General features: G+C 69.3%; 23 protein-coding genes and 1 pseudogene. 10 read left to right on the top strand and 14 right to left on the bottom strand.

Annotated features, from left to right (window positions below):
* Genes MMB92_RS13495 through MMB92_RS13505 form a run of 3 tightly spaced genes read left to right on the top strand, consistent with a single transcriptional unit; the run spans nt 1 to nt 3,814 of the window.
* Nucleotides 1-1,467: a hypothetical protein gene (locus tag MMB92_RS13495; protein ID WP_006482820.1), complete on the top strand. Its 1,467-nt coding sequence runs from the start codon at nt 1-3 to the stop codon at nt 1,465-1,467.
* Nucleotides 1,464-2,648: a glycosyltransferase family 4 protein gene (locus MMB92_RS13500; protein ID WP_277562727.1), complete on the top strand. Its 1,185-nt coding sequence runs from the start codon at nt 1,464-1,466 to the stop codon at nt 2,646-2,648. Before MMB92_RS13495 ends, MMB92_RS13500 begins: the two co-directional genes overlap by 4 nt.
* Nucleotides 2,648-3,814: a glycosyltransferase family 4 protein gene (locus MMB92_RS13505; protein ID WP_006482818.1), complete on the top strand. Its 1,167-nt coding sequence runs from the start codon at nt 2,648-2,650 to the stop codon at nt 3,812-3,814. Before MMB92_RS13500 ends, MMB92_RS13505 begins: the two co-directional genes overlap by 1 nt.
* Before the next feature lie 133 nt (nt 3,815-3,947).
* Here the strand turns inward: MMB92_RS13505 and MMB92_RS13510 are convergent, their stop codons facing one another.
* Nucleotides 3,948-5,183 (bottom strand): MFS transporter, encoded by a 1,236-nt coding sequence (locus MMB92_RS13510; RefSeq protein WP_058902864.1) that lies wholly within the window; start codon nt 5,181-5,183, stop codon nt 3,948-3,950.
* Nucleotides 5,184-5,337: 154 nt separating this feature from the next.
* Here MMB92_RS13510 and MMB92_RS13515 point away from each other — a divergent pair, with 154 nt between their 5' ends.
* On the top strand, nt 5,338-5,808 hold the full coding sequence (locus tag MMB92_RS13515; protein ID WP_012493181.1) for a helix-turn-helix domain-containing protein: 471 nt from the start codon (nt 5,338-5,340) through the stop codon (nt 5,806-5,808).
* An 81-nt stretch (nt 5,809-5,889) separates the two neighbouring features.
* On the opposite strand, the gene MMB92_RS13520 is transcribed toward MMB92_RS13515, so the two are convergent.
* The 3 genes from MMB92_RS13520 to MMB92_RS13530 all read right to left on the bottom strand — a co-directional run bounded on the left by MMB92_RS13520 (nt 5,890) and on the right by MMB92_RS13530 (nt 8,666).
* On the bottom strand, nt 5,890-7,398 hold the full coding sequence (locus MMB92_RS13520; RefSeq protein ID WP_080322338.1) for an MFS transporter: 1,509 nt from the start codon (nt 7,396-7,398) through the stop codon (nt 5,890-5,892).
* A gap of 126 nt (nt 7,399-7,524) precedes the next feature.
* Nucleotides 7,525-8,298, bottom strand: coding sequence for an AraC family transcriptional regulator (locus MMB92_RS13525; protein WP_006482167.1), 774 nt, complete (start codon nt 8,296-8,298; stop codon nt 7,525-7,527).
* Nucleotides 8,299-8,324: 26 nt separating this feature from the next.
* Nucleotides 8,325-8,666, bottom strand: a complete 342-nt coding sequence (locus MMB92_RS13530; RefSeq protein ID WP_006479474.1) for an FKBP-type peptidyl-prolyl cis-trans isomerase — start codon at nt 8,664-8,666, stop codon at nt 8,325-8,327.
* Nucleotides 8,667-9,247: 581 nt separating this feature from the next.
* Here MMB92_RS13530 and MMB92_RS13535 point away from each other — a divergent pair.
* Both MMB92_RS13535 and MMB92_RS13540 read left to right on the top strand, forming a co-directional pair.
* Nucleotides 9,248-10,165: a metal-dependent hydrolase gene (locus tag MMB92_RS13535; RefSeq protein ID WP_277562728.1), complete on the top strand. Its 918-nt coding sequence runs from the start codon at nt 9,248-9,250 to the stop codon at nt 10,163-10,165.
* Nucleotides 10,166-10,609: 444 nt separating this feature from the next.
* A complete protein-coding gene (locus MMB92_RS13540) occupies nt 10,610-12,100 on the top strand; it encodes a sigma-54 dependent transcriptional regulator (protein ID WP_059722728.1) in 1,491 nt (496 codons plus the stop codon).
* Between the two features lie 28 nt (nt 12,101-12,128).
* Here the strand turns inward: MMB92_RS13540 and MMB92_RS13545 are convergent, their stop codons facing one another.
* Together MMB92_RS13545 and MMB92_RS13550 are read right to left on the bottom strand one after the other, a co-directional pair.
* Nucleotides 12,129-12,512 carry a GtrA family protein gene (locus MMB92_RS13545; RefSeq protein ID WP_012493184.1) on the bottom strand — a complete coding sequence of 128 codons (384 nt, stop codon included), beginning with the start codon at nt 12,510-12,512 and terminating at the stop codon, nt 12,129-12,131.
* 1,075 nt (nt 12,513-13,587) lie between these two features.
* Nucleotides 13,588-14,370, bottom strand: a complete 783-nt coding sequence (locus tag MMB92_RS13550; protein WP_006490696.1) for an ABC transporter substrate-binding protein — start codon at nt 14,368-14,370, stop codon at nt 13,588-13,590.
* 235 nt (nt 14,371-14,605) lie between these two features.
* On the opposite strand from MMB92_RS13550, the gene MMB92_RS13555 reads away from it, so the two are divergent.
* Complete coding sequence (locus MMB92_RS13555; protein ID WP_006490694.1) at nt 14,606-15,025, top strand: MbcA/ParS/Xre antitoxin family protein; 420 nt, start codon at nt 14,606-14,608, stop codon at nt 15,023-15,025.
* The gene (locus tag MMB92_RS13560; RefSeq protein ID WP_006490695.1) at nt 15,022-15,723 is read left to right on the top strand and encodes an RES family NAD+ phosphorylase; all 702 of its coding nucleotides are present in this window, start codon (nt 15,022-15,024) and stop codon (nt 15,721-15,723) included. Before MMB92_RS13555 ends, MMB92_RS13560 begins: the two co-directional genes overlap by 4 nt.
* Before the next feature lie 34 nt (nt 15,724-15,757).
* Here the strand turns inward: MMB92_RS13560 and MMB92_RS13565 are convergent, their stop codons facing one another.
* On the bottom strand, nt 15,758-16,489 hold the full coding sequence (locus MMB92_RS13565) for a metallophosphoesterase (protein WP_006493108.1): 732 nt from the start codon (nt 16,487-16,489) through the stop codon (nt 15,758-15,760).
* A gap of 133 nt (nt 16,490-16,622) precedes the next feature.
* On the opposite strand from MMB92_RS13565, the gene MMB92_RS13570 reads away from it, so the two are divergent.
* Nucleotides 16,623-17,276 (top strand): DUF1345 domain-containing protein, encoded by a 654-nt coding sequence (locus MMB92_RS13570; protein WP_277562729.1) that lies wholly within the window; start codon nt 16,623-16,625, stop codon nt 17,274-17,276.
* Nucleotides 17,277-17,282: 6 nt separating this feature from the next.
* Here the strand turns inward: MMB92_RS13570 and MMB92_RS13575 are convergent, their stop codons facing one another.
* Together MMB92_RS13575 and MMB92_RS13580 are read right to left on the bottom strand one after the other, a co-directional pair.
* Nucleotides 17,283-17,951 carry a glutathione S-transferase gene (locus tag MMB92_RS13575; protein WP_012493186.1) on the bottom strand — a complete coding sequence of 223 codons (669 nt, stop codon included), beginning with the start codon at nt 17,949-17,951 and terminating at the stop codon, nt 17,283-17,285.
* Between the two features lie 97 nt (nt 17,952-18,048).
* The gene (locus MMB92_RS13580) at nt 18,049-18,756 is read right to left on the bottom strand and encodes a class I SAM-dependent methyltransferase (RefSeq protein ID WP_006497276.1); all 708 of its coding nucleotides are present in this window, start codon (nt 18,754-18,756) and stop codon (nt 18,049-18,051) included.
* Between the two features lie 318 nt (nt 18,757-19,074).
* Here MMB92_RS13580 and MMB92_RS13585 point away from each other — a divergent pair, with 318 nt between their 5' ends.
* Nucleotides 19,075-20,727, top strand: a complete 1,653-nt coding sequence (locus MMB92_RS13585) for a DUF3459 domain-containing protein (protein ID WP_006486141.1) — start codon at nt 19,075-19,077, stop codon at nt 20,725-20,727.
* Between the two features lie 69 nt (nt 20,728-20,796).
* On the opposite strand, the gene MMB92_RS13590 is transcribed toward MMB92_RS13585, so the two are convergent.
* From MMB92_RS13590 to MMB92_RS13610, 5 genes and pseudogenes are all read right to left on the bottom strand, one after another.
* Nucleotides 20,797-21,381 (bottom strand): thiamine phosphate synthase, encoded by a 585-nt coding sequence (locus MMB92_RS13590; RefSeq protein ID WP_058902870.1) that lies wholly within the window; start codon nt 21,379-21,381, stop codon nt 20,797-20,799.
* A 22-nt stretch (nt 21,382-21,403) separates the two neighbouring features.
* Nucleotides 21,404-22,747: a hemolysin family protein gene (locus MMB92_RS13595; protein ID WP_006486244.1), complete on the bottom strand. Its 1,344-nt coding sequence runs from the start codon at nt 22,745-22,747 to the stop codon at nt 21,404-21,406.
* Nucleotides 22,748-22,823: 76 nt separating this feature from the next.
* A complete protein-coding gene (locus MMB92_RS13600) occupies nt 22,824-23,603 on the bottom strand; it encodes a HAMP domain-containing sensor histidine kinase (protein ID WP_006493112.1) in 780 nt (259 codons plus the stop codon).
* A gap of 67 nt (nt 23,604-23,670) precedes the next feature.
* Entirely contained in the window at nt 23,671-24,594 is a 924-nt protein-coding gene (locus MMB92_RS13605; protein WP_006487555.1) for a DMT family transporter, read from the bottom strand.
* Between the two features lie 37 nt (nt 24,595-24,631).
* Nucleotides 24,632-24,876: pseudogene (locus MMB92_RS13610) on the bottom strand (LysR family transcriptional regulator); the annotation flags it as partial.

The raw sequence follows: 24,876 nt of genomic DNA on the forward strand, positions 1-24,876 counted from the left end.
ATGAGTACGATTGCCGCCGAACGTGCGCCGTCGCGCGCCCGCAGCTGGTTCGCCGAGCCGAAGCACTGGGCCGGCCAGGCCGGGCTGTGGACGTTTACCGCCGCGCTGATCGCCATCCACCAGGGCAAGGTGCTGACGCTCGCGTTCCCGGTGCTGGCCATCGCGGTCGGCATCTGGCTGTATTTCAAGAGCCCGGCGCGCTATGTCGGCTTCATGTGGTGGGTGTGGTTCCTGAGCCCGGAGGTGCGTCGCCTGGCCGACTGGTCGAAGGGCGCGTTCACGCCGACGAGCCTGATCCAGGTGGCGCCGCTCGCGGTGACGATGATCGCCGGCCTGGGGCTGCTCAGGCATTACCGCGTGCTCGCGCAGCGGCGCGGCATCCCGGTGCTGCTCATGCTGTTCGGGCTCGCGTATGCGTACCTCGTCGGGATCGTGTCGAGCGGCGTGATGGCCGCGACCTACGATCTCGCGAACTGGGTGTACCCGGTGCTGATCGGCTTTCACATCATGGTCAACGCGCGCGACTATCCCGAGTATCGCGACGTGCTGCTGTCCACGTTCATGTGGGGCATGCTCGTGATGGGCCTGTACGGCATCGTGCAGTACTTCGTGATGCCGCAGTGGGACGTGCTGTGGATGATCGGCTCGGACATGGGCTCGCAGGGCGAGCCGGTGCCGTACGGCGTGCGCGTGTTCAGCACGATGAATTCGTCCGGCCCGTTCGCGTTCGCGATCATGGGCGCGCTGGTGTTCGTGTTCGCGGCGCCGCAGAAGATCCGCTGGTTCGCCGGGGCGGCCGGCTTCGTGTCGTTCGCTCTGTGTCTCGTGCGCTCGACGTGGGGCGGCTGGGTGATCGCGCTCGCGATCCAGCTCGTGCAATCGAGCAACCGCGTGCGGATGCGGATCCTGATCAGCGGCGTCGTGCTGGTCGGGCTGTGCGTGCCGCTGCTGACCGTCGGGCCGGTGGCCGACCGGCTCGGCGCGCGCCTGCAGTCGATCACGAACCTGAAGGACGACCGCAGCTACGACGACCGCAACAAGTTCTACGCGACCTTCGCGCAGACGGCGTTCACCGACGTCGCCGGCGAAGGGATGGGCGCGACCGGCGCGTCCACGAAGCTGTCGAGCGACAGCGGCGAACTCGGCAAATACGGCAGCTTCGACAGCGGCGTGATGAACGTGCCGTTCGTGCTCGGCTGGCCCGGCACGCTGCTGTATCTCGCCGGCGTCGTGATGCTGTTCGGCCGCACGCTGCGCGCGGCGTTCAAGTTGCGCCAGGACAAATTCGTCGCGGCATGCCTGAGCCTGTGCCTGTCGACCTTCGCGATGCTCGTGTTCACGAACTCGCTGATCGGCACCGGCGGCCTGCTGATGTTCACAGCCATTTTTTCGATACTTGCCGCGGCGCACTGGCAGAAGGCGCAACGCCTGCTGGCCGCCGCGCGTTCACGGGGAGGCGACCATTGAGAATCGCGATCGTCACGCACGTCGTGCGACATAACGACGGGCAGGGCCGCGTCAATTACGAAATCGCGCGCGCGGCGCTGGCCGAAAACTACGAGGTCACGCTGGTCGCGTCGCACGTCGCGCCCGAGCTGCTGGCCGACCCGCGCGTGCGCTGGGTGCCGGTGAAGGTCGGCGGCTTCTGGCCGTCGAATCTCGTCAAGCAGCAGGTGTTCGCGCTGAAAAGCGCGGCGTGGCTGCGCGCGCACCGCGGCGAATACGACGTGCTGCACGTGAACGGCTTCATCTCGTGGATCAAGGCCGACGTGAATACCGCGCACTTCGTGCACGGCGGCTGGTTCAAGAGTCCGTACTATCCGTTCGGGCCCACCAAGGGGCTGTGGTCGGCTTACCAGTACGTCTATACGCGCGTGAATACCGTGCTCGAGCGCTGGGCGTACAAGCGTTCGCGCGCGATCACCGCGGTATCGCAGAAGGTGGCCGACGAGATCGCCGGGCTCGGCATCGACAGCCGCAAGATCAGCGTGATCTACAACGGCGTCGACGGCAGCGCGTTCGCGGGCGCGCAGGCCGACCGCGCGGCATTCAAGCTGCCGGACGACGCGTTCCTGCTGCTGTTCGTCGGCGACCTGCGCACGCCGCGCAAGAACCTCGGCACCGTGCTGAAGGCGCTGACGAAGCTGCCCGCGAACGTGCATCTCGCGGTGGCCGGCTATCTGCCTGGCAGCCCGTATCCGGAAGAAGCGCGCGCGCTCGGCATCGATTCGCGCGTGCATTTCCTCGGTCTCGTGAAGAACATGCCGACGCTGATGCGCTCGGTCGACGCGTATGTGTTTCCGTCGCGCTACGAAGCGATGAGCCTGTCGCTGCTGGAGGCGATGGCGGCCGGGCTGCCGATCGTCACCGCGCGCACGGCGGGCGGCGCGGAAATCATCACGCGCGAATGCGGGATCGTGCTGGAGGACCCGGACGATCCCGCCGCGCTCGCGCAGGCGATCGGCGCGCTCGAGGCATCGCGCGACACCTGTCGCGCGATGGGCGACGCGGCCCGCGAACTGATGACCCGTTTCGGCTGGGCGCACATGGGCGCCCAGTACGTCGCGCTTTACCGGCGCATCGGCCAACCCACGCAGCCGTCCGCCTTCGAGCGGGTCGAGCATGCAATCACGCAGGAGCAACCGTGATGTCCCAATCTTCCCGGCCGATCAAATCGTTGCAGATCGGCATGCACTGGTTTCCCGAACGCGCGGGCGGCCTCGACCGGATGTACTACTCGCTCGTCGGCGCGCTGCCCGGCGCGGGCGTCGAGGTGCGCGGGCTCGTCGCCGGCTCGCCGAAGGTCGCCGACGACACGGGCGGGGCGATCCAGGGCTTCGGTCCCGCGTCGGAGCCGCTCGCGCGCCGGATGCTCGCCGCGCGGCGCGCGCTGCGCGACGAGATCCGCAGCGCGCGGCCGGACGTGATTTCGTCGCACTTCGCGCTGTACACGTTCCCGGGGCTCGACGTGACGCGCGGGATTCCGCAGGTGTCGCACTTCCAGGGGCCGTGGGCCGACGAAAGCCAGGTCGAGGGCGCCGCGTCGCTCGGACAGCGCGCGAAGCGCTATCTCGAACAGGCCGTCTATACGCGCTCGTCGCGGCTGATCGTGCTGTCGCAGGCATTCGGCCAGATCCTGACGAACCGCTACGGGATCGATCCGTCGCGCGTGCGTGTGATCCCGGGCTGCGTCGATACCGCGCAGTTCGACACGCCGCTCACGCCCGCCGAGGCGCGGCACAAGCTGCAACTGCCGCAGGACCGGCCGATCGTGCTGGCCGTGCGCCGGCTCGTGCGGCGCATGGGGCTGGAGGACCTGATCGATGCGATCGGCCTCGTCAAGCGCCGTCACCCGGACGTGCTGCTGCTGATCGCCGGCAAGGGCAAGATCGGCGAGGAACTGCAGCAGCGCATCGACGAAGCGGGGCTGCAGGACAACGTGAAGCTGCTCGGTTTCGTGCCCGATCATCATCTCGCGGCGTTGTATCGTGCGGCGACGGTCAGCGTCGTGCCGACGGTCGCGCTTGAGGGCTTCGGCTTGATCACCGTCGAATCGCTGGCGTCCGGCACGCCGGTGCTGGTCACGCCGGTCGGCGGGCTGCCGGAGGCGGTCGCCGGGTTGTCGAACGATCTGGTGTTGCCGTCGACGGGCGCCGATGCGATCGCGGAAGGGCTCGGCGGTGCGCTGTCGGGCGCGATCGCGCTGCCCGACGAGGCCGCGTGCAAGCGCTATGCACGCGATCATTTCGACAATGCGGTGATCGCGCGCCGCGTGGCCGGCGTGTACGAGGAGGCGATTCAGGCAGCCGGCTGAACGCCCGCGGCGCGCCGCCGAACCGCAGCGGAACCGAAAGCCCGACCGGCGCGCGTGCGCGGCCGGTTCGCGTGCCGGCCGCCCGCCGAGGGCGGGCCGGCTTTTCCCGTTCGATCCGCACGGCCGGCGCGCCTCACGCGCGCCTGAGCGTCGCGGCCCACACGCCGAGCGCGGCCACGCTCACCGCCGCACCGAGCACGCAGACGCCGGTCCAGCCGGCGCGCGCGTACATCATCGTCGCCGCAATCGCGCCGAGCCCGCTGCCGGCCGAATAGAACAGCATGTAGCAGCCGACGAGGCGCGCATGCGCGTCGGGCCGCGCGCCGAGAATCATGCTCTGGTTGACGACGTGCACGGCCTGTCCGCCGACGTCGAGCAGCACGATGCCGACGATCAGCAGCGCGATCGACGTATTGCCGAACGCGAGCGGCAGCCACGCGCATGCGAGCAGCGCGAGTGCGGCGCCGGTCGTCGCTTCGCCGCGCCCGCGATCCGCGAGCCGGCCCGCGCGGGCGGCGGCCGCCGCCCCGAGTGCGCCGACGAGGCCGAATGCACCAATTTGCGTGTGCGACATCGCGTGCGGCGGCGCGCTCAGCGGCAGCACGAGCGCGCTCCAGAAGATGCTGAACGCCGCGAACATCAGCAGCGCGATCGCGCCGCGCACGCGCAACACACGTTCGTCGCGCAGCAGCGCCACCATCGACCGCAGCAGCGCCGCGTAACCGATGCGTTCGCGCGGTTCGCGCATAGCGGGCAACAGCCGCGACAGCACGACCAGCATCGCGATCGCGAGGGCGCCCGATACGAGATAGACGGCCCGCCACCCCGCGATGTCGGTGACGACACCCGCCAGCGAGCGCGCGGCCAGCAGCCCGACCACGACGCCGCCCTGCGCGGCGCCCACCACGCGCCCGCGTTCGCCCGCGCCGGCGAGGGCGGCCGAGCACGCGATCAGTCCTTGCGTCATCGCGGTGCCGAGCAATCCGACCGCGACCATTCCCGCCAGCAGCGCGACGCGTGTCGACGCGGCGGCCACGCCGATGCAGGCCGCGGTCAGCAGCAGAAGCTGCACGGTGATCAGGCGCTTGCGGTTCAGCAGGTCGCCAAGCGGCACGACGAACAGCAGCGCGAGCGCGCAGCCCAGCTGCGTCGCGGTGACGACGCCGCCGACGGCGGCCAGCGATACGCCGAAATCCCGCGCGATCGAATCGAGCAGCGGCTGCGCGTAGTAGACGTTCGCGACGCTCGCCGCGCAGCAGACGGCCAGCAGCACGACACGTGCCGACGACAGGCGGGCGCCCTCAGCCGGATGGATCGCGCCGGTTGGCGCGTTCGATGCAACGGTGCCGGAATGGCAGGACGATTCCATGGGTTGCCTCACGCAATGTAGTTGCAATTTGAAACTGGGTTGGAGTGTAGGGAAAGTAGTTTTAAAATGCAACCTGTTGGGTGACGGGCCAGCGGCCCGTGCCCGGATGGCCGGCATGCCTGCGAAGGCGGCCGGCGTGATTGCGGAGAGCAACATGGCCAGGCAGAAAAGTCTTGCGGATTCGCCGTGCCCGGTGGCGCGCGCGACCGATATCGTCGGCGATCGCTGGGCGTTGCTGATCGTGCGCGATGCGTTCGACGGCGTGCGCCGCTTCGGCGATTTCCGCGCGAGCCTCGGCGTCGCGAGCAACATCCTGTCCGACCGGCTGAAGATGCTGGTGGACGCGGGCGTGTTCGACGTCGTGCCGGCGTCCGACGGCACCGCGTATCAGGAGTACGTGCTGACCAAAAAGGGCGAGGGGCTGTTTCCGGTCATCGTGATGCTGCGGCAGTGGGGCGAGGCCAACCTGTTCGCGCGCGGCGAGCGGCATTCGGTGCTGATCGATCGCGGCACCGGGCGTGCGATCCGCAAGCTCGCGTTGCGGCACGACGACGGCCGGCCTTTGAAGGCGGCCGATACGGTCGTGAAGAAGATCGATGACGAAGCGGGCGCGGCGCGTCGGTGAGCGTCATGCGCGAGGGTCGTGCCGTCGGATGGCATTCGGCGCGACAGCACGAGCGCGGCACTGCCGGCTACGCGAGTCGATTCACGCAGACCTTCTTTCGTCGGCGTTACCTGGTCCAGCCTCACCTCGGTGACGCGTGACCGCACGCGTGCGATCGACCGGTAGCGTCGCCCGAGGCGCGGGAGAGGCACCGCGATCCGCATCGGTCCGCACACGGGTCGCGAGCAGCGCGGCCGCGAGCAGCAGCGCGACCGACACGGCGGTTTCGATCCGCAACCCGCTGACGACCTGCGCTGCACCGCCGCCGCCGGCGAGCGCACCGAATGCCGCGACGCCGATTGCACCGCCGGCCTGCCGTGCGGTATTCAGCACCGCCGACGCGATGCCGGCCCGGTCGGGCGCGACCGATGCGAGCACGGCCGTCGTCATCGCGGGCACCGCGAAGCCCATGCCCGACGGAATCAGCAGGAACGGCACCAGCACCATGACGAGCGGCGTCGTTGCATCGACGACATGCAGCGACCCGTAGCCGAGCGCGGCGACGAGCGCGCCGGCCACCATCGGCATGCGCGGACCGTGGCGGGCGACGACGCGTCCGCTCGCGAGATTCGACAGCAGGAACCCGCCGGTGAGCGGCAGGAACGCGAGCCCGGCCTGCAACGCCGATTCGCCGCGTGCGCGTTGCAGGTACAGCGCGAGCACGAACACGGTGCCGTAGTACGTGAGGTTCACGCAGATCCCGAACAGCACGGCCGCACTGAACGAGGGGCGGCGGAACAGCGTCAGCGGCAGCATCGGCGTGGCCGTGCACGATTCGATCGCGACGAACGCGAGCGCGGCCAGCGCCGCCAGCGTGAAGCCGCCGGTCACGACCAGGTGCGTGAAGCCGAGCGGCCGCCATTCGATCACGGCGCCGGTCAGCGCGGTCAGCATCGCGATCGCGACGAACTGGCCGCGCGGATCGAGCGAACGGGCCGAGCGTGCCGGGGCAGCCTGCTCGCGGCGCGTGGGCACCCACGCGAACGTAGCGGCGAGCCCCGCCGCGCACAGCGGCAGGTTCACGAGGAAGATGCCGCGCCAGCCCCACGCGGCGATCAGCAGGCCGCCGACGACCGGGCCGGCCGCGATCGCGATGGACCCGGCCGCCGTCCACCCGCCGACCGCGCGGGCGCGCAGGCGCGGGTCGTGCCGGCACGCGTCGTTGAGCAGCGCGAGCGAATTCGGCAGCATGGCCGCGGCGCCGACGCCTTGCAGCGCGCGGGCCGCAATCAGCATCGCGGGCGCGACGGCGGCGCCGCATGCAAGCGACGCGAGCGCGAACAGCAGGAGGCCGGCGACGTACAGGCGGCGCGCGCCGAAGCGGTCGCCGAGCGCACCGGCCGACAGCATCAACACCGCGAACGCGAGCGTGTACGCATCGACGACCCATTGCAGGCCGGCGACCGGCAGGTGCAGGTCGGCGGCGAGATGCGCGAGCGCGATATTGACGATCGTCACGTCGAGCTGCGTGACGACGAAACCGATGCTGACGGTGGCGACGACGCGCGCGAGCGCGGGCGGGAAAGCGGGGGACGGTGTGGTCGTATCCATGCGTCCATCGTAGGCGGCGACGGACAGGCGATGTTTCAGCGGGACGCGAAGCGTCGATACGGATGCCGACGCGAATGCGTGCCGCTGGCTACGTGCGTCGATGCGTATTCAGCGAGGCCGATGCGTTCAATGCCGTTCGCCGCGCCAGCGTCCCGGCGCCACGCCGAAGCGCTTCGTGAACGCATGCGTGAACGTGCTCTGGTCCGCGAAGCCGACGCTGCCCGCGATGTCGACGAGCGCATGCCGGCCGTCGGCGAGCAGCACGATCGCGGCGTCGAGCCGCAGCCGCTGCAGGTAGCGATGGGGCGTTTCGCCGAATGCATCGACGAACAGTTGATGAAAGCGCCGCATCCCGTAGCCGCAGTGCGCGGCGAGATCGGCGATGCGCAGCGGTTCGGCGAGCCGCGCGCGCAGCCAGCGGTCGATGCGCGCGAAATCGAGGCCCGACGCAGGCGCGGCGATGCCCGCATCGTCGAGCAGCGCGTCGCACAGGCGAGCCGCGGCCTGCCACTGAAAGCGGTGCGCGGCGGCCTGCCGTGCGTCGCCGTCCGGCGCATCGTGTTGCGCGGCGGCCGCCGCGACCTGCGCGACGAGCGACGTGAGCGCCGGGTCGATCGACACGGCCCGTGCATGGTCGAACAGCCGCTGCGGTACCGCGAGCGACGCGGCGGGCAGGTCGATCACGAGCTGGCGATTGTCGCCGAGGCCCGCGTAGTCGTGACGCGCGCCGGCCGGAATCAGCCAGGCCGCGTGCCGGTCGATGCGCTGGCCGATTCCGTCCACCGCCATCACCATCGCGCCATCGACGCCGAGCACGACCTGGTGGAAGTCGTGCACGTCCGACGCTTCGCACGTGGCGTAGCGGCGCAGCGCGATGGCGGGGGAGGCGATGCGTTCCATCGGGAAGGAAACGGCCGGGTGCAGGGTCAGACGTCGAGCAGTTCGACTTCGAACACGAGCGTCGCATTCGGCGGAATCACGCCGCCTGCGCCGCGCGGGCCGTAGCCGAGTTGCGGCGGGATCGTCAGGCGACGCACGCCGCCGACCTTCATGCCCTGCACGCCTTCGTCCCAGCCCTTGATGACCATGCCGCCGCCGAGCACGAACGCGAACGGGTCGTTGCGATCCTTGCTCGAATCGAATTTCTGACCGTCGGTCAGCCAGCCCGTGTAGTGGACGCTGACGGTCTTGCCGGCTTGCGCTTCCGCGCCGGTGCCTTCGGTCAGGTCTTCGTACTTGAGGCCCGATTCGGTCGTGATGACGGACATGATTTCTCCTGAAAGAGGTTGCGTGAAACCGCTATTGTAGGCGAGCGCGCAGCGGGCCGGCGCGCGTGGATTTCGCGCCGTTTCACGCTGAGCGGCGCAGCGTGGCGGGGCGTGCCGGCGTGAGCGCCCGGAACGCAATTGGAACGCGCGTTTGAATTTTTCGCGAGCCGCGGGGGCGAGGGTGCACCGCGACGGTGCGCGGCGCGTATGAATCGATGCGAACGGCTCACGTGACAGCCTGCTGCACGAGCGTTGCCCGATCCCGCGAAAGGCCCGCCGCACGGGGCCTGCGGGCCGATAGCGGGGCACTGCGCCGCATCCGGCGCCTCGCCCCGACGCGCGCGCCCGCGTTCGAATCGCGGCCCGGCCGAATGTCGTTCGAGCGCCGTTTTTTCCGTCTTTCCGACCGTGCCCTGTTTGGAAGCGCGCATCTACCGCGCGGCTTGCATGCGCCGGCGCGCGCGGCCTATCGTTACATCTGTCGATGTCAGGATTTTGGCGGCGCGCGATGCGCCGCCCGGGCTTGCGCCGGCCGCGTCGGACGATGCGCCGGACGGCTCCGCAACAGGAGAACGATGAACATGAAGTCAGCCGCTTCCGCCACCGCAGTCGGGATCATGCCGGTGCGCCGCGACCTGCGCTTCGACCTGCCGGTCGAACGCGCGAAGGACTGGCATGGCCTCGGGTCGCACGTGACCCATTTCTTCAACGCGCTGTCGCTGCTGTTTCCGGCCGGCGAGCGCTTCTTCATGGATTCGGTGCGCAACTATCGCGACCGGATCGACGATCCCGTGCTGAAGCAGCAGGTGCTCGGCTTCATCGGCCAGGAAGCGATGCATACGCGCGAGCACATCGAATACAACGAGCTGATGCAGGCGAACCGGCTACCCGCGCGCAAGCTGGACCAGCGCGTGTGGACGGTGCTCGGCTACATGAAGCGCAAGCTGCCGCATTCGGTGCAGCTCGCGCATACGGTGGCGGCCGAGCATTACACGGCGATGCTCGCCGACTGGCTGCTGCGCGACCCGACGCGCCTCGACGGTTCGGTCGAAGGCTACCGGCAGATGTGGATCTGGCACGCGCTGGAGGAAACCGAGCACAAGGCCGTGTCGTTCGACGTGTGGAATGCCGCGATGAAGCCGGGGCTGCGTCGCTACCTGATCCGCATCGGCGTGTATCTGCTGACGACGCTGACGTTCTGGCCGACCGTGTTCCTGATGCATGCGACGCTGCTGTGGCGCGATCGCGGCGCCGGCCATCACGTGCGCGGCATGCTGCGGATGATCGCGTTCCTGTACGGGCCGCGTCGCGGGCTGTTCCCGCGCATCGCCGGCGAATGGCTGAGCTTTTTCCGGCCGGGCTTCCACCCGTGGGATCACGACAATCGCCACCATCTCGCGCGGGTCGATGCACTGGCCGCCACCTATGGCGAACACGGCGGCGCGCCGGCCGGCCGCGGCCGCGCGAACACGCCCGCGCCGCTCGCGTCGGGCCGCTGACCCCTCACCCCGCCGCACGGCGGGGCGCCGCGCATGTTGCGTTCGTGCATCAGCCGGCTTCTTCCGACGATTGACGAAAATCAACCGGAACCGGTTGCCCGGGCGTCCGCCTGCCCGGCGGACCGGTTGCGCGGCATGGGCCGGCGCACGAATCGGGCGTGCGCCGCGTCCTCCACGATCGCCGTGCGCCAGCACCGGCGCGGCTTTGCGCGTTCGGGGCCGGGCCTTTCCGGTCGCGCGCGGCGCCCGCCACCGGGATAACACCCATCTAGCCGCGGGCCGGCCGCATCGATATACCGTTCATGACAACGTCGACCTCCGGCGCGATTCATGCGCAGGGGGATTTTATTCGGACGGAAATACGGCCAATATGTCGGTTCGATCGTGTCCGTCGTACGCGGCGGCGAGCCGGCGCGCGATACCAACGCCAAGCGGGGAACAACGATGGTTGCAAGGTCACCCGACGCAAACGGGCAGGCGGCGCCCGAGATGACGGACGTGTCCGTCACCGCCCCCGAGGCCGGACGCAAGCTGTTCGTGATCATGCGCACGCCCGACGAGCCGTTGCTGGCACAACTGCGCGGGCTCGGCTGGGAGATCGCGGTCGCGAAGACGGCCGGCGCCGCGCAGAACATGACCTCCGGCGTGAGCGTGGCCGCGGGGCTCGTCGATTTCACCGGCTTCACGTCGCGCGACTATCCCGCGCTGAAGATGTGTCTGAGCCAGCCGGCGATCGGCTGGATTTCCATCGCGCAGGCCGGCATCACGATCGGCCCCGCCGTGCGCGAACTGATCCGCAGCTATTGTTTCGATTACGTGACGCTGCCGCTGCCGTACGAATGGATTTCGCACGTGCTCGGCCATGCGCGCGGGATGGCCGCGCTCGATCGCGTCGACGGCGCCGCCTACGCGGCGTCGATCGGCGAACACGGGATGATCGGCAACTGCGAGGCGATGCAGCAGCTGTTCAGCACGATCCGCAAGGTCGCGAAGACTGACGCGAGCGTGTTCATCTCGGGCGAGTCGGGCACCGGCAAGGAGCTGACGGCGCTCGCGATTCACGAGCGCTCCGGCCGCGGCAAGGGGCCGTTCGTCGCGATCAACTGCGGCGCGATTCCGCATCACCTGCTGCAGTCGGAACTGTTCGGCTATGAACGCGGCGCGTTCACCGGCGCGAACCAGCGGCGCGCGGGCCGGATCGAATCGGCGAACGGCGGCACGCTGTTTCTCGACGAGATCGGCGACATGCCGGTCGAAAGCCAGGCAAGCCTGCTGCGCTTCCTGCAAGAGGGCAAGATCGAGCGGCTCGGCGGGCAGGAATCGATCGCGGTGGACGTGCGGATCATCTCGGCCACGCACGTCGATCTCGACGGCGCGGTCGAGGCCGGGCGCTTCCGCGCGGATCTCTATCACCGGCTGTGCGTGCTGCGCATTCACGAGCCGCCGCTGCGCGCGCGCGGCAAGGACATCGACATCCTCGCGCACTACGTGCTGCAGAAATTCAAGGCCGACAGCGGCCGCAAGATCAGCGGCTTCACGTCGGCCGCGCTCGACGCGATGCGGCGCTACGAGTGGCCCGGCAATGTACGCGAACTGATCAACCGCGTGCGGCGCGCGATCGTGATGGCCGAGAGCCGGCTGCTGACGCCGCACGATCTCGGGCTCGACACGCCCGGCGAAACCGAACCGGTGACGCTCGAACAGGCGCGGGCGCTGGCCGAACGCACCGCGATCGAGAATGCGCTGCTGCGCAACGACCACCGGATCAACAAGGCCGCCGCCGAACTCGGCATTTCACGCGTGACGCTCTACCGGATGATGATCGAGCACGGGCTGAACGATCACGACAACAACGGCGGCAACGGCGGGAATGGCGACAGCGGCGGGCACGACGGCGCGCCGTCGGGCGACGCGGGGCATCAGCGGGTCGGCTGAGCGGCGGGCGCGATCCGTGCGGGCCGGCTCAGCGATAGGTCCACAGCCGGTGCAGCACGAACGTGACGGGCGGCACGCACAGCACGACCGCGACGATGCTCCACGCGCGGGCGAGCCCGAGTGCGTCGGTGCCGTGCGCCAGCAGCATCGTCACGGCGAGGCCGGCCATCGCGACCGCGAGAAAGCGCATGAAGTTGCCCCACGTCACCGGCGACGAAAAACTCCACAGCGTATTGGCGAGATACGAGAACGCCGTCGAGCAGACGAACGCGCTCGCGTTCGCGACGACGGGCGTCGCGTCGCACAGCGCGAACATCGCGGCGGCGATCAGCGCATGCAGCGCGGTCGAGCCCAGGCCCGACACGCCGAAGCGGATCAGTCTGGCACGTTCGGCGGCGAAGGTACGGAGCATCGTGGGCGGTGGTCGGCGTGAAGTTGCGTGAAGCGGAGTCGCAGTATAGCCATGCGATCGGCCGCCGCGTCCAGCGCGATGGACGGTACGCGTCGCCGGCGCCGGCGCCGGCGCCGGCATGTAAAGCGCATGAAACATTTCGCGTCGGCCGCCGGAGGAATTGCCGCGCCGAACCGGTCCGGTCGGCCGGTCCGTCGCCGGTAAAAATTCCGCGCTCCATTGTTCAGCCTTATTCCGCAAGGCCCCGCCGTTGCCGGGCCGGCGCGCGCCGCAGCCCCGATGTTTCAGTTTCGTAACTTCCCGTATGCCACACCCGTGCCGGCCGTCAGCCGGCCTGACCATCGCCTTGTCCGGCCGGGCTCGCGCAGCGCTGGCCCGGTCCTTGCGAAGAGGGACATGCGAGAGTCGACGACGCGAGGTCCGTCCGGTCAGGCGGCGCAAGCCTTCGGTACCGGCCAGGACGCAGTCCGCGGGGATGCGGCGGCCGCGCGCGGGGCAGCAGCCGCGTCGCGGCGAGCACGGGACGTCGTCGCCTGATCGCCGGGGCATCGGCATCGTCCGGTTGCCGGAACAAACATCAGACAGCAAACGGGGTAGAAAAATGATCGATCATCACACGCCGCGGTCCGCTGGCCGCGATCGCAGTGATTCGGGACATCGCCGCTCGAGCGTCGCGCTTGCGGCCGACCGGCATGCCTCGACAGGCCATCTCTCCGCGCCCGGTGCGAGGCGGATCCGGCTGGTTGCCGGTCATCCGCGCCGGGTCGGCACTTTCCTGCACGCGAACCCGGTCCGCATGGGCATGTGCACACGGGCGCCGGTACCGCGACGCCCGATCTTCGCCTATTGACCCGAACGGCACGACATCCATTCGCATGGCGTGTCGTTGTCTCAGGGAGTCGATCTGCAGTCCAAACAATAATGCAGGGGTCCTGCCGCGTGCCGCATACGACGCAAGACGACCTGCATTCGATGCAACGGCGAACCGCTCGATGCCGTTGCCATCCGGTTGCAAGGGGAGGGGCGGTCGGACGCGCGCGACGGAAGCAGTATCCGTACGCGCGCGACGCCGTTTTCAACTGCCGTAGATGTCGAAGTCGAAGTACTTCGACGCGAGCCGCTTGTAGGTGCCGTCCTTGACCATGTCGAGGATCGCGCGATCGATCTTCGCCTTCAGGTCGGTATCTTCCTGGCGCAAGCCGATGCCCGCGCCGATGCCGAGCACCTTTTCGTCGACGAGCTCGGGCCCGACGAACGTGTAGTTCGCGCCGCGCGGCGATTTCAGGAACCCGATCGCGGCCTGCACTTCATCCTGCAGCGCCGCGTCGAGACGGCCGGCGATCAGGTCGGCATACACGCCGTCCTGGTTCTGGTACGACACGACGTTCGCGCCTTGCTTGCCCCAGTACGCCTTCGCATACGTCTCCTGCGTCGTGCCCTGTTCGACGCCGATCGATTTGCCCTTCAGCGATTCGGCGGTCGGCAGCAGCGGCGAGCCCTTCTTCACGACGAGCCGCGTCGGCTGGTTGTAGATCTTCGTCGTGAAGCCGATCTGCTGCGCGCGTTGCGGCGTGATCGACATCGACGACAGCACCGCGTCGAACTTCTTCGCCTTCAGCGCCGGAATCATCCCGTCGAAATCGTTCTCGAGCCACACGCATTTCGCCTTCAGGCGCGCGCAGATCTCGTTGCCGAGGTCGATGTCGAAGCCGACGAGCTTGCCGTCGGGCGCTTTCGACTCGAACGGCGCGTAGCTGGCATCGGTGCCGAAGCGGATCGTGGTCCAGTCCTTCGCGACGGCGGGGCCTGCGGATACCGCGAGCAGGGCGATCGAAACAGCGGCAATCAGTCTCTTCATGGTGCGTTCCTTGGCGTGGTGCATCCGGTTTCTGTGCGACACGGTCTCCACGGACACGATCCGCGCCGTGACGCGGGGTCCGCACGGCCATTAACGCAGAAAATAAAATCAGAGTCCAGAATGGACAAAAAATATCGATTTGTCGGATGGACGTGCGCGATCGCTGGGTGCGACCCTTGCAAAAATACGAGAATGGACTAATCTTGTTAGTAGATTCGTTTCGAGACTAACCGTCATGTCACAGCCCGCCTACGATTCGCATTCCGCCTTGCCGCACGCTTCGGTCGCGCAGATGTCGGCGGCCGGCCTGCGCGCGTTTTTCAACATCGCGCGCGACTGGGAACTGACGATCGACGAGCAGATCGTGCTGCTCGGGTCGCCCGGCCGCTCGACGTTCTTCAAGTGGAAGGCCGCGCCGGAATCGGCGCGCCTGCCGCGCGATACGCTCGAGCGCCTGTCGCTGCTGCTCGGCATCTACAAGGGGTTGCAGATCCTGTTGCCGCAGCCCGCCGCGGCCGATGCGTGGGTCAAGCGGCCCAACGATGCGGCGCCGTTCGGCGGCAAGCGCGCACTCGACCGGATGCTGGCCGGCAACGTCGGCGATCTGGTGGCCGTTCGCCAATATCTCGATGCGATGCGGGGTGGCTGGGCGTGACGACACCGACCGACGTCACCCGGTGGCCCACGACCACCGTCGACTGGGCACCGGCCTATCGCGTGATTCCCACCCGTTTTCCTGCCATCAACCTGTTCGACCGCGTCGCGTCCGCGGAGGATTTCGACGCGCTCTATGCACTCGAATCGCTGACCAACGACCGCATCCGCAACGAAGTCGGCACGCTCGAGCTCGTGCCGCCCGCCGAGCGCCGCTACGGGCAGGGCTGGGGGCCGATCATGGCCGCGTTCACGCACCTGAATCCGCTGGGCAGCCGGTTTTCGGACGGCAGCTACGGCGTGTTCTACTGCACCCGCTCGCGCGACACGGCGATTGCCGAAACGCGCTATCACAGCGGGTTGTTCCTCGCCGCGACGAAGGAGCCGCCGATGCGCCAGCAGATGCGGCTCTATACCGTGTTCGCGCACGGCGACGTCGCCGACGTGCGCACGTGGCCGCAGCGCGATCCCGCGCTGCTGGACCCGGTCGACTACCGCGCGGGGCAGGCCTTCGGTCGCGCGGTGCGCAACGCGGGTGGCGCGGGAATCGTCTATCCGTCGGTGCGCGATCCGCGCGGCGAGTGTCTCGCCGCGTTCCGCACGACGCTGCTGCGCGACTGCCAGCATGCGGCCTATCTCGAATACAACTGGAACGGCTCGGCCGTCGATGCGGTGTTCGAACTGAATCAGGTCGGCTAGGGTTCGCGTGGGGACGCAGGCGCCGGCCGGCGCGTCAGGGGAGCGGCCAGTCGCCCGCGTGGCGTTCGCGCGCTTCGGTCTGCGTCATCGACCATGTGCGGCCGGTGCGCGGCTCGGCGAGCGTGAGCCGCCCGGCCGGCGCGAACGCACCCGTGTCGATGAACCATTGCGCGCCGATCCGTTGCGGCTCACGCACCGGTGTGTGCCCGGTGCACGTCAGCGACAGTCCGGCCTGCCGCGCCGGATCAGCGAGCCCCTGGACCAGATCGCGGCCCCAGATCAGCCGCTCGCGCACGTCGTGCGGATAGCTGCCGGTATCGAGCTCCGCGTCCGAGCCGAAGAATTCCGCGTGCAGCACGTTGAAGCGCGTCGGGCCGTCGCCGATCACCCGCACGAGCGGCAGCGCGTCGACGCGCGCCGCATGCGCGCGCAGCCGTTCCGGCGGCAGGTCGGCGCCCCAGTCGCCGCCGATCCTGCGCCACGCGTCGGGCGGCAGCTTGCCGCGCGCGACGAGGCTCAGCACTTCCTCGTGATTGCCGCGCACGACGTGACACCACGGCCGGTCGAGCAGGTCGAGCGCGGTGTCGGAGGCCGGGCCGCGGTCGACGAGATCGCCGACCGAGAACAGCCGGTCGCGCGCCGGATCGAAGCGGACGTCGTGCAGCAGCGCGCGCAGCACGTCCACGCAGCCGTGCAGGTCGCCGACGACGAAGTCGCGGCCGGCCGGGTTCGCGGGATGGCGGCAGAGCAGGGCGGGGGCAGTCATCCCCTTATCTTAGGCGCTCGCGCCCATCGCCACGTGACGACGGAATGGCGATAATCGGGGCGCGTTACCCGCCGGCGCGGCGGCTTTCCCGCGCACCGGCCGAATCCTTTCCATCCGCTTTCGGAATCACACGATGACGCTTTATCCGCAGGTATTACGCAACCGGCCGCGCATGGTCGCGGCGTTCGTCGCCGGCGTGCTGTGCGCGGTCCTGCTGCCGTTTCCGCTGCGCCCGACCGCGCGCGCACTGATTGGCTGGGACTGCGCGGTCTGGCTGTATCTCGTGCTGATGTGGGTGCGCATGGTCACCGCGCATCATCACAAGGTGCGCGAAGTCGCGATCCGCGAGGACGAAAACGCGACGACCGTGCTGACGGTCGTGTGCCTCGCGACCGTCGCGAGCGTGGCGGCGATCGCGATCGAGCTCGCGACCGCGAAGAGCGTCGGCTTCAGCGCGGGGCTCAGCCACTACGCGATCACGGGTGCGACGCTGTTCGGCGTGTGGTTCCTGATCCCGACCATCTTCACGCTGCACTACGCGCGGCTCTATTACGGCTCGCCGAGCAACGATCGCGCGCTCCGCTTTCCGGACCAACACCCGGAGCCCGATTACTGGGATTTCCTGTATTTCGCGTTCACGCTCGCGGTCGCGTCGCAGACGGCCGACGTGTCGCTCGCGAACCGCTCCGCGCGGCGCTCGGTGCTCGCGCAGTCGATCCTGTCGTTCTACTTCAACATGGCCGTGCTCGGCTTGTCGATCAACGTCGCGGCGGGGCTGCTGAGCTGACGCCGGTTACTTGAGCAGGTCGTACCGGCCGCCGCGCTCCAGCGCCCGCTGGTACGCCGGCCGCGCATGGATCGTGTCGAGAAAGCGCGCGATCGCCGGATACCGGCTGCCGCCGCCGCGCGCGGTCGCGGCTTCGAGCGGAAAGCTCATCTGGATGTCGGCCGCGCTGAAGCCGTCGCCGACGAACCAGCCGCTGCGTGCGAGCGCGCCGTCGACATGGCCGAGATGCAGATCGATCTGCGGATCGACGAAACCCGATTGCAGCGTCGCGGCGATCTTGCGCGCGATCGGCCGCGCGAAGAACGGCATCGGCGCATGCGCGATCCGCAGCGCGACGAGCTTGAGCAGCAGCGGCGGCATCGCCGACCCTTCCGCGTAGTGCAGCCAGTACGTGTAGTCGTGCCGCTCGGGCGAGCCGGGCGGCGGCGCGAGGCGCCCGTTGCCGTAGCGTTCGACCAGGTATTCGATGATCGCGCCCGATTCGGCGAACGTGCGGCCGTCGTCGGTCACGACGGGCGACTTGCCGAGCGGATGGATCGCGCGCAATTCGGCCGGCGCGAGCATCGTTTTCGGATCGCGTGCGTAGCGCACGATCTCGTATGGCACATCCAGTTCTTCGAGCAGCCAGAGCACGCGCTGCGAACGCGAGTTGTTCAGGTGATGGACGGTGAGCATGTCGAGGCCGGAAGGGGGCGGGAACGACATCATACCGAGTGCCTGCGGCGCGTTCGCGAATCGCGTGGTGCGGGCCATCGCGGGCCGCATCGAACCGTCACGCGCGTCGCACCGCGATCCACGCGCCCCAGAACAGGCTCGCGAAAAAGCGCAGCGGCGCGTCGAAGCCCGCGTCGCGCAGCAGCGCGAACACGGCTTCCTCGGACGCGGGCGGATCGGCGCCCTGCAGGATTTTCGCGAGTTGCGCGCGCACCGCGTCGGGCGTGGCACCCTTCATGCGCCAGCGCTGCTGCCACGCATCGAGCAGGCGCGGATGGTCCGCGTAGCGGCGATGGTTGCCGGCGAGCACGAGCGGCGCGCCGGGCTTCAGGCGTCGCGCGATTGCGTGCAGCAGCGCGACTTTCGCGTCGTCGCCCGGCACGTGATGCAGCACGCCGATCAGTGTCGCGCCGTCGAACGCGGGCGCGTCGGGCAATGCGTCGACGCCGTCCTCGACGAACGCGGTACGCGCGCCGAAACCCGCTGCTTCGACGTTCGAGCGCGCGAGCGCGAGCATCGGCGCGGACGGGTCGACGGCCGTGAACCGCCAGCCCGGTTCGAGCGCGGCCGTGACGCAGATTTCCTGCCCCGTACCGCCCGCGCCCGCGACGAGAATCCGGGCATCGGCCGCCCCGATCGCCGACGCGAGCATGCACGCGGCGAGTTCGTGGCAGGCATCGTAGCCGGCCAGCGCGATGCGCGATTGCTCGGCGTATTCGTGGGCGCGTGACGGATCGAATTTCGCGGCGCTGGCGGGAAGCGACATGGCGGAGTCCTCGGGTCGGTGCGCGGACGACGTGTCCGCGAGCATCACGCAGAGCGTAGGGGCGCGCGGCCGGCGCAACAAGGCGAGCGATCATTCCGGTATGCCGACTACCCGACTCGCCGGCGCGTGACGGTCGCCCGTTTCCACGGGTGGTTGGCCGGGGTCGATTCGCATTTAAAAATGTCTGACCACGGTGCATCGCGGTGGCGAATCCGGCGCATACTCGTTTCTCTCCCCAGCCTGGCCGTCGCATGCCGGGCCCCGATGCGCTGCGCCAGTGGCGCGGCCATGCCGCTCGGTACGCACGAGGAGCGCATGATGTCCGATTGTCCGCACGATCCGTACGCGCAGCACTACATCCATTGCTTGCCGTTTGGCGCGCAGCCCTGCGGCGCGCTCAGCCCGACGCCGCGCACGCATTTCCGCGTGTGGGCGCCGGGCAGCACCCACGTCCAGCTCGAACTCGATATCGGCTACGGCCCGACGCTCGTGCCGATGACGAGCGCCGGCCCGAACTGGTTCGAAGTCTTCGTCGACTGCGGCGCGGGTGCGCGTTACCGCTATCGGCTCGACGATACCGTGTCGATTCCCGATCCCGCGTCGCGCTCGCAACCCGAAGGGCTCAACGGCCCCAGCGAGGTCGTCGATCCGCGCGCGTTCACGTGGCGCAATACGTTCTGGCACGGGCGCGCGTGGGAAGACATCGCGCTCTACGCGATTCGCCCACACGCGGTGGGCGGCTTCGACGCCGTGCGCCGTCGCCTGCCGCAGCTCGCGCGCCTCGGCGTCACCGCGCTGGAGCTGCTCGCGTCGCCGCACGACAGCCTGCCGTTCGCGCCGCTCGCGGCCGAAGGCGGCCCCGACGCGCTGAAGGCGCTGATCGACGCCGCGCATGGCTACGGTCTCGCGGTGCTGCTGGAGCTCGACTACGCACGCTTCGGCAGCGGCACCGATGCGCTGCGCCACTACGCAGGGCCGTTCTTCCATACGCGCGACGATCCGCTGCAGGCCGCGCCGCTCGCGCTCGATCATCCGGAAGTGTGCGATTTCTTCTGCGACAACGCGCTGTACTGGATCGACGAATACCGTTGCGACGGGCTGCGCCTGCGCGAAGCCGACCGGATCGGCGTGTCGTGGCTGCGCGAGATCGCGGACCGCGTGCGCGCGGCCGTGCCGGCCGACCGGCTGATCCATCTCGTGCTCGGCAGCGAGCGGCACCCCGCGCATCTGGCCGATACCCATTTCGACGCGCAGTGGAACGGCTGCGGCGAACGCGCGCTGCACCGGCTCACGGGGCGCGACACGTCGGCCCACGAGGGCATTTCCACGCACCAGTCGATTCACACGCTCGCCCGCGCGCTGACCGCGGCGGGCGCGGCGTACCAGCCGGCCGCGTCGGCGGACGGCATGGCCGCCGATGGCGGACTGGCGCTGACGTCGCTCGTGCTGTCCGATGGCGCATGGCGCGACAGCGGCCACGGCGATCACGGGCAGGCGGCCGGACTGGCCGCGCTCGCGCTGTCGTTGCTCACGCCGCAGATCCCGCTGGTCTTCGACGAAACCGCGCGCGACGTCGATCGTGCGCATTTCGTGCAGTCGGCGCTCGCGGTGCGCGCCAAGCTGATCGCGCCAAGGCTGTCCGATTGCCGGCCGCAGGACGCACGCGCGCTGAAGGCGGACGGCGACGGCGATGCCGACGCGCTGTGCGCATCGTGGCGGCTCGCCGACGACGAAACCTTGACGATCGCGTTGAACCTGTCGCCGGACGCGGTGCCGTTCGACGCACCGGGCGGGCGGGTGGTGTTCGAGACGCCGGCGCGCGCGCGCGACCGGGTCGATGAAGGCGAGTTGCCGCCGTATTCGCTCGTCGCGTGGCTGACGGGCGACGTCAATCGCTACGCGTTGACGCACGACGTGCGTCGCATCGACGACGGTTCGTGGCGCGGGATGCGTGCGAACCTGAATGCATGAGCCGATGAAGTTGTGAAGCGGCGGGACCGCGCGCAGTCGCGCCCGGCGGCGCGCCCGGAAGGCCCCGAATTACCAGAACCCGCGAATCCCTGCGATGCCGTACGCGCCATGACGGCGCGCGTCGTCGAGATGCGCGCCCGTCATGCCGCCGAGCGCGAACACGGGCATCGCGGCCTGGGCGGCCAGCATGTCGAATCGCGTCCAGCCGAGCGTCGGCGCGCCGGGGTGGCTGAGCGTCGGCAGCACCGGCGAAAGCGTGACGAAATCCGCGCCGGCCTGTGCGGCCAGCAGCAGGTCGTCTCGCGAGTGACACGCGGCGGACACCCACCGGTCAGCCGGCAGCGGCCGCTGCGTGACGCCGCGCAAGGCGGCGCCGTCGAGATGCCAGCCGGCGCCGTCGAGCCGCATCACGCCGGCTGCGTCGATCGGGCCGTTCAGCATCAGGTGCGCACCGGCGGCGTTGCAGCGCGCGAGCGCCGCGGCGGCCAGCGCCGCGAACGCGGCCGCGTCGAGCGATTTCACGCGCAGTTGCACGAGCGTTTCGCCGCGCGCGAGCACGGCCGACAGCCGGTCGAGGAACGCGGCCCGATCGGCCGCCGACGCGGACGCCGGTTCCGGCGTGATCACGCAGCAGCGCGGCAGCGGCGCGTTCATCGTGCGCCGAAACGCGCGGCCGTCATTCGTCGGCCTCTTTCGCGATCTTCGGATAGACGCGCACGAGCACGATGCGCGGCCCGTTCATCTTCTTCACGACGACGTCGAAGCGGTCGAACGACACGCGCTGCCCTTCGGTCGGCAGGTCGCTCAACGCCTGGATCACGAGGCCGCCGACCGATTCCGCGCGGCCTTCGTCGATGTCGATGCCGAGCGCCTGCTCGAGCGACACGACGGGCAGGCTGCCCTTGCCCATCAGCGTGCCGTCGTCGAGGCGGCTCCAGTCCGCATCGCCCTGGCGGAACTCGTCGTGGATCTGGCCGACCAGCGCGCCGAGCAGGTTGTCGAGCGTCAGGAAGCCGATCGGCTTCTCGCCCTTGTTGCCGACCAGCGCGAAGTGCGGGGCGCCCTTGCGGAAGCGGCGGAACAGCTCCAGCGCCGGCGTGTCGGGCTTCACGTACTGAACCGGGCGCACGTAGTCGGACAGATCGTCGAGCGCGGCGCCCGCGTGACGCGCGAGCAGCAGGTCCTTCAGGTGGATCAGCCCGCTCACCTGTTCGCGCGACGCATCCTCGAACAGCGGATAGCGGCTGAAACGGTGCCGCGCGACGATCTCCATGTTGTCGGGCAGCGGCAGGTCGCGCCGCAGGCCGATCATTTCATGGGCCGGCCGCATCAGGTCCGACACGGTCATCGACGAAAAATCGAGCGAATGCGCGAGCGTGTTCCATTCGTCGTTGCTGTACGTGCCGCGCGCCGGCTGGGCCGCATTGCCGGCCGCGCTGCGGCGGCTGCGCAGGATCAGCTTCAGCTCGTCGGTCGAATAGTGCGCGTCGCCGCCGTGGTCGGCCGACAGCCCCGCGAGCCGCAGCACCGCGTTGGCGCTGGTATTGAGCACCCAGATCGCCGGATACATCGCCCAGTAGAACGCGTAGAGCGGCAGCGCGACCCACAGGCCGACCTTCTCCGACTGGCGGATCGCCATCGATTTCGGCGCCAGTTCGCCGACGACGATGTGCAGGAACGAGATCAGCGAGAACGCGAACACCAGCGAGATCAGATGCACGACGCGTTCGGACTGCACGCCGATCAGGTCGAGCAGCGGGCCGATCAGTTGCGCGAACGCCGGTTCGCCGACCCAGCCGAGGCCGAGCGACGCGAGCGTGATGCCGAGCTGGCATGCGGAGAGATACGCATCGAGCCGGCCGTGGACGACGGCGAGGATGCGCCCGCGCAGGCCGTGCTTGCGGGCGAGGGTCTTGACGCGCGTCGCGCGGAGTTTGACGAGGCCGAATTCGGCCGCAACGAAGAACCCGTTCAGGGCCACCAGGAACAACGCGCCGATGAGCGCGAAGATCTGTAACAAAGAATCGCTCCGGTTATGACAGGCCCATCAGTATAGAGCCAGAAAGGAATTCGTAATGTATCGGGCGACCGCTTGCTTACACCGGCGCCTCGCAGGGAATCGAGAAGGTGATCGTGGCGGTCGCGCCGTCGGCGAACACGTCGTGCGTGAACGTGCCGCCGTGCGCCAGGGCGACGCGCTGGCACAGCGCGAGTGTCCACGCGCTGCGTTTCGCGTCGCGCTCGCGCAGCATTTCGCGCCGCGCGAACGATTCGAACGCGTGCGGTTGTTCCGGGTCGACGAGTACGTCGGCGTTCACCGTGCAGGTGGCGCGCGCGGTGAACTGCGCGCCGTCGCGCGTGCACGCGAACGCGACGCGGCTGCCCGCGGCGCTGGCCTCGACGGCCGTCGTCAGCAGGGTCCACAGCGCCTGCGCGACGCGTTCGCGGTCGACCGTGAGCGACGGCTCGCCGTCCGGCAGCGTCGCGTCGAGCGCGACCTGGCGTGCGTCGGCGAGCGCGACACGCACGAGCGCGATCGTGTCGTCGAGCAGCGCACGCAGCGCGAACGGCCGCGGCGCGAGCGCGAGCGTGCGCGTTTCCGCGCGCGGCGCGTCGAGCACGCCGTCGATCAGCGCCACCTGCTGGTCGATGCCGGTGCGGATGCCCGCGAGCGCGCGCTGCAGGTTCGGATCGGCATTGGCGAGCTGGCGCTCGAGCACGTAGGCCCAGCTGTGCATCGCATTCAGCGGGCTGCGCAGGTCGTGCGACGCGGTGGAGAGCGCCTGGTCGCGCAGGAACAGCGCCGCCTGGGCGGCGTAGTGCGCTGCGCGTTCGCGCAGCAGGTCGGCGGCGGGATCGACGGAAGTGGACGTCACGGAGCAGGCCTGTCGGAAGCGGTTGGCGTGAAAGTCACGCGAATCGCCATTATAGGGACGGTGGGCGTCACGCCGGCAGCGCGTCCTCGTCCTTTTTCCGTGCGTCGCCGTTCGGCAGCAACTGGCACGCGAGCAGGCCGGCGAGCATCAGTGCGCAGCCGACCAGCGCGCGCAGCGTCAGCGTTTCGCCGAGCGCGGCCCAACCGGCGATCGCCGCGAACACGCCTTCCATGCTGAAGATCACGGCCGCGTGCGCGGGCGCCGCGTCGCGTTGCGCGACGACCTGCAGCGTATAGCCGACCCCGACCGACAGCAGCCCGCCGTACAGCAACGTCGGCAGTGCGCCGCGCAGCATCGCGACGCTGACCGGTTCGACGGCCAGCCCGACCGCGAGACACGCGACGCCGCACACGACGAACTGCAGGAACGCGAGCACGAGGGGATCGTGACGTTTCGCGAGATGGCCGACCGCCATCACGTGCGCGGCGATGATGACGGCGCCCGCGAGCTGGAACCAGTCGCCGTAGAGCACCGAGAAGTGCTCGTCGATGCTGAGGAAATACAGGCCGATCGCGGCCAGCAACGCGCCGAACCACGTGCCCGCGCCGATCCGGTGGCGCGCGAACACGCCCATCAGCGGCACGATCACGACGTACAGCGAGCTGATGAAGCCGGCGTTGGCGATCCGCGTGTATTGCAGGCCGAACTGCTGCAGCGAGATCGACACCGCGAGCAGCCCGCCGAGCGCGACACCCGGCAGCAGCAAAGCCGGTTCGCGCCGGATCGCCGCGAGCTGCGCGCGCGACGCGGTATTGACCGTCAGCAGCGGCACCAGCACGAGCGCCCCGAGCAGGAACCGCAGCCCCGTGAACAGGAACGGCCCGATCACGTCGAGGCTCAGGCGTTGCGCGACGAAAGCGGAACCCCAGATCGCGGCGGCGCCGAGCATCAGCAGGTTGGCGCGGAGGTGCTTGCGGGCTTCGGGCTTCATCGGAATTCGTCTGGAGATTGCGGCGGAGCCCGCTAGTTTACGCCGAGATTGCAAGACTGTCGGCGAACCTGCGCAACGCGGCGGCGGCGCGGGCGTCGCGTACGCGCGAATACAGCACGACCTGCGATTGCGGCAGCGGCGGCAGCCCGAATTTCGCGCCGACGTCGACCAGCGTGCGCGGCGCGACGCGGCGCGCGAGCGGGCACACGGCCAGCCCTGCCGCGGCGGCGGCCGTGACCGCCGCGACCCCGCCGCCCGTGAAGCGCTCGCGCCACGGCAGCC

This window comes from Burkholderia sp. IO2 (genome assembly GCF_029522185.1).
Classification (GTDB): Bacteria; Pseudomonadota; Gammaproteobacteria; order Burkholderiales; family Burkholderiaceae; genus Burkholderia; species Burkholderia cenocepacia.